Source organism: Acidisphaera rubrifaciens HS-AP3 (assembly GCF_000964365.1).
Taxonomy (GTDB): Bacteria; Pseudomonadota; Alphaproteobacteria; order Acetobacterales; family Acetobacteraceae; genus Acidisphaera; species Acidisphaera rubrifaciens.
On sequence record NZ_BANB01000382.1, the window covers coordinates 1 to 4,673 of the forward strand.

At 72.3% G+C, this 4,673-nt stretch carries 4 protein-coding genes; 1 reads left to right on the forward strand and 3 read right to left on the reverse strand.

All coding sequences use genetic code 11. The annotated features are described in order from the left end of the window. The 3 genes from B8460_RS11430 to B8460_RS11440 form a co-directional block, all read right to left on the reverse strand. The coding region (locus B8460_RS11430) for a bifunctional heptose 7-phosphate kinase/heptose 1-phosphate adenyltransferase (protein ID WP_048861727.1) at nucleotides 1-931 on the reverse strand (931 nt) is incomplete at its 3' end. A gap of 55 nt (nucleotides 932-986) precedes the next feature. Then, complete coding sequence (locus B8460_RS11435; RefSeq protein WP_148360550.1) at nucleotides 987-2,156, reverse strand: hypothetical protein; 1,170 nt, start codon at nucleotides 2,154-2,156, stop codon at nucleotides 987-989. 13 nt (nucleotides 2,157-2,169) lie between these two features. Continuing rightward, on the reverse strand, nucleotides 2,170-3,522 hold the full coding sequence (locus B8460_RS11440; RefSeq protein WP_048861729.1) for a J domain-containing protein: 1,353 nt from the start codon (nucleotides 3,520-3,522) through the stop codon (nucleotides 2,170-2,172). 42 nt (nucleotides 3,523-3,564) lie between these two features. Here B8460_RS11440 and B8460_RS11445 point away from each other — a divergent pair. Then, the coding region (locus B8460_RS11445) for an AMP-binding protein (RefSeq protein WP_048861730.1) at nucleotides 3,565-4,673 on the forward strand (1,109 nt) is incomplete at its 3' end.

Below are 4,673 nucleotides of genomic sequence, written 5' to 3' on the forward strand. Positions count from 1 at the left end.
CGCCCGCCGCGGCGTTGGCGGCCACGGCGGCGTCGACCATGTCGGCGCCGGCCGCGAGCAGCACCGCGAAGGTCGCGACCAGCGTGTCGCCGGCGCCGGAGACGTCGGCCACGGCGCGCGCCTCGGTCGGCAGGTGCACCGGCGGCGCGTCGCCGCGCACCAGTGTCAGCCCGCGTTCGGACCGCGTGACGAGGATCGCCTCGGCGTCGCTCGCGGCGATCGCCGCCTGTCCCGCCGCCACCGCCGCCGCGTCGTCGTGCACGATGATGCCGGTCGCCTGCGCGATCTCGTGCTCGTTCGGGGTGATCACGCTCACCCGGCGATAGGCGTCGAAGCGCGGGCGCTTCGGGTCGGCGATGACCGGGCGTCCGGCGGCGCGGGCGTGCGCGATCGCGTGGGCGAGCACCCGGTCGCACAGCACGCCCTTCGCATAGTCGGACAGCACGACGACGTCCGACTCGGCGAGCGCCGTGTCATAGGCGGCCAGCAGGGCGTCGGTCGCGGCGTCGTCGAACGGGTCGGTCGACTCCTCATCGAGGCGCAGCAGCTGGTGCGAGCCGGTCATGAACCGCGTCTTGATCGTGCTCGGCCGTCCCGCGAGGACGACGGGGCGCAGATCGACGGTGGGCGGGATCGCCACGCCGTTGCCGGCGGGGTCGCGCCCGAACGCATCGTCGCCCACGGTTCCGATCAGGATCGCGCGCGCGCCGAGCGCCGCGACGTTGTTCGCGACATTGCCCGCGCCGCCCAGCACGACGCGGGAGGCGGCATAGCGCAGCACCGGAATCGGTGCCTCGGGCGAGATGCGCCGCACCTGCCCGGTGACGTAGCGGTCGAACATGATGTCGCCCAGCACGAGGACGGTGCGGCCCGCCGCGTGGGCGATGTCCTGGCTGAGCGTGTGGCGTGGGGCGGCCTCGGGCTGATCCATCCTGTGCTCCGGCCTCGGCATGAGGTCCGCCTATAGCCCGCCGGCCGCGTCCGTGTCAGGTCCCGGCCGCGTCCGTCGCGGCCGATCGTGCGAGGCGCCAGGTGTTGGCGAGGATTTCCATCCAGCACTCGAATGACATGTCGTGGGCGTTCTCGTCCGGCGCCAGCCGGTCGATCGTGCCGCGATACAGCCCGGGGATGATCTCCTCCACCGTGCCCGGCGGCTGCTGGTCACGGGGCAGGTCGATGAACAGCAGCCGGTTGCGGGCGATGCGGTTGATCGCGGCATAGACGGCGAGCGCCTCGGGCAGGCGCGGCGGCGGATTGCGGCGAAGGACGAAGATCTTTTCCCCGTCCTCCAGGTCGCCCAGCAGCTTGCGCGCGAGGAAGCGCTGCCGCGCCGGCTGCTTGGCCGCGAGCGTCGCGGCGTCGGTTTCATGCTCGAGCTGCCACGTGTGGTACGTCAGGTCATAGGAGGCGTCGCGGACGATGTATTCGCGCGGCTCGGCGGCGCTGCCGCGGTTGTCGAGGGTGACGTGCAGCCCCGCCGGATCGCCGATCGGCGCGAACCGCTCCTCCAGCCCGCGCAGCAGCAGCGGTATGGCGATATAGGTGAACCGCAGCAGGCTCAGCACTTCCACGCCGCACCGCCGCTGCACCAGCCCGAATTCGCAGTTGTCGCCGAGGCTTTCAAACCGCGTCGCCAGTTCGGACGCGGGGATGCCGGCCTGCGCCGCGACGTCCGACGGGTGCAGGCCGCCGTGGCCACGCACCGTGCCGGCGACCGCGCCGTCCACGGGGATCAGGTGCAACCGGCGGGCGGAGAAGGCGAGCGGCCGGTCGTCGCCGTGCGCGCCGAACGAGGCCGGGGCGCGGGCGTCGGGATGCTCAAGTTCCAGCCGGACGGGTCCGTCACCGGCGAGCGCCTCGGCCGGGATGGTGCAGCCGAAGCTGCCGACCTGATCGAGGGCCGCGCGCAGCACCTCACGACCGCGTGCCCGCAGCACGAGGCGCTGGTAAGGCAGTTCCGGGGGGCGGGTGAACGGTTCGACCGTCAGGTCGAGGACATAGGCCGTGCCCGGTCCCGGGTGCTCGAGCCAAAGCTCGGACCGGTCGCCCACCATCCAGCGATAGCCCGGCTCGTCGCCCGACCATCCGCTGCCCAGGTAATGCCGGTCGTTGCCGTCGCCGCCGAAGCGGATAGCCTGTGCGCGTCGCGCAGACATCATCGCCGTCCGGTCACTTATGCTTGAAAACGTCGTCTGGAATATCGATGCCTGCTGGCGATGGCAGGACATAGGCTGGGGCGAGCGGGCCGTCCGGCAGGCGCTGCGCCCGCTCGCCGGCCATGAAGCGGAAGCATCTTCTGCTCCACAAATCGCCGATCGCATAGGCAATCCGCCAGCGCTGCGGCGGCAGGCCCGCGATCGTCGCCTCGGCATGCGCCCCGACATAGATCGCGGCGATGCCGTCGGCCGCCTGCAGCACGAAGACGGCGGGCGAGTCGGCCGTGTTGGTGACCAGCACGCGGTCCGGGCCGGGGTCCTTGACGTTCGCCGGGGCGGCCGGCGGCAGCGGCCGCGGATCGAGGCGCTCGCCGGATCGCGGCGTCGGGCCCGCGTCGTAGATGCAGCGCTGCCGCGTCGCCTCGCGCGCGTCGCCCGGGGCGAGCAGATGCGGATAGACATAGCCCACCCGGTCGTCGGGCAGCCGCACCTCGGCCAGCGCCCCGTGCGAGACCAGCCGCAGCAGCGACAGCGCGGTGAAGGGCGCAAGGCGCATCTGCGGCCGGAAATGGCGATCCTCGCGATCATAGTCCCACAGCGTCGCGGCACCGGCGACGGGCAGAACATAGACGGGCGAGCCGGGCGTGCCGGTCAGCGGCGGTCCGGGATCGGCGGCCGGCGGGCTGTCGGGCAGCGTCCCGGTCATCGCCGCCCGGATATCCGTGTCGTGTCGGGTGATCGGGCGTGTCAGCTGCCAGACCGCGCCGCCGATCCCGCCGAGCACCACCACCGCCAGCACGGCCGCCATCAGGACGGGCAGGCGCACCGGCATCACGAAAGAGCTGGGCGTGACGTGAACCGGCTCCAGCACGTCCGACAGCTCGCTGATATCGTCGAAACTGGGCGGCGCCGAGGGCCAGGGAGAGGGCCTTCCCGGCTCGCCCCAGCCGCTCTCGGATGCCGTCCCGTCCGATCCCGGGCCGCCCCGTCCCGCGCCGCCCATGCCGGCGAACGCGCCGCCATCGCCGAACGCGCCGCCGAAAGCCGGACCGTAGCCGCCCGCCGACCCACCCGCCGCCCTCCCGTCCGGACCGCTCCCGCCGTTCCGGCCGGACGGGGTGTCGGCCGCCCAGCGGGCGCGCCGGAGCGTCTCGTCATGGGCGAGGCGGTCGTACTCATTGCGGGTCAGCCCGTTGGAGAGTACCTCGTAGGCCTCCTTGACCCGCATGAAGGCGCCCGCGTTGCCGGTGACCGGGACGTCCGGGTGCAGCTGCTTCGCCTTGCTGCGAAACGCCGCATGGATCAGCGCCGCGGAGGCGTCGGGGTCCACCCCGAGCGTGGCGTAATAGCCTTTTGGGTCGGTCATGCCGGCGGCATGATAGCGCCAACAAGACCGGCGAGGGAGACGATGGGTTCAGGAACAGGCGGCGGCGCGGCCAGGCCGGGGCAGGCCGGGCTCGATGCGATCGAGACGGCCTCGCGCGACGAGATCGCCGCCCTGCAGACCGAGCGGCTGCGCTGGACGCTGCGGCGCGCCTATGAGCGGGTGCCGCATTACCGCGCGGCGTTCGACGCGGCCGGGGTCCACCCGGACGATTTCCGGCGGCTGGAGGACCTGGCGAGGTTCCCCTTCCTGACCAAGGCGGATTTCCGCGCCACCTACCCGTTCGGCCTGTTCGCCGAGCCGCGCGAGCGGATCGTGCGCCTGCATGCCTCGTCCGGTACCACCGGCCGCCCGACCGTGGTCGGCTACACGCAGGGCGACATCGACGCCTGGGCCGGCCTCGTCGCCCGCTCCATTTACGCCGCCGGCGGGCGGCCCGGGATGCGCGTGCACGTGGCGTATGGCTACGGGCTGTTCACCGGCGGCCTCGGCGCCCATTACGGGGCGGAACGGCTTGGCTGCACGGTGATCCCGGTCAGCGGCGGGCAGACCGAGCGGCAGGTGCAGCTGATCCGCGACTTCGCGCCGGAGATCATCATGGTGACGCCAAGCTACATGCTGGCGCTCCTGGACGCGTTCCGCGCCGCCGGCTGCGACCCGCGCGCGAGCGGGCTGCAGGTCGGCATCTTCGGCGCCGAGCCGTGGACCGAGGCGATGCGGGCCGAGATCGAGGGCGCGTTCGGCATGGACGCCGTGGACATCTATGGCCTGTCGGAGGTGATGGGGCCGGGCGTCGCCATGGAATGCCGGGAGACCAAGGACGGGCTGCATGTCTGGGAGGACCATTTCTACCCGGAGATCATCGACCCGCAGACCGGCGCGGTGCTGCCGGACGGCGCCGCGGGCGAGCTGGTGTTCACCTCGCTGACCAAGGAGGCGCTGCCGGTCGTGCGCTATCGCACCCGCGACCTGACGCGCCTGCTGCCGGGGACCGCGCGGAGCATGCGGCGGATGCAGAAGATCACCGGCCGGTCGGACGACATGCTGATCGTGCGCGGGGTCAACCTGTTCCCGACGCAGGTGGAAGAGCTGGTCCTGACCGATCCGCGGCTGAGCGGTCACTATCAGATCGT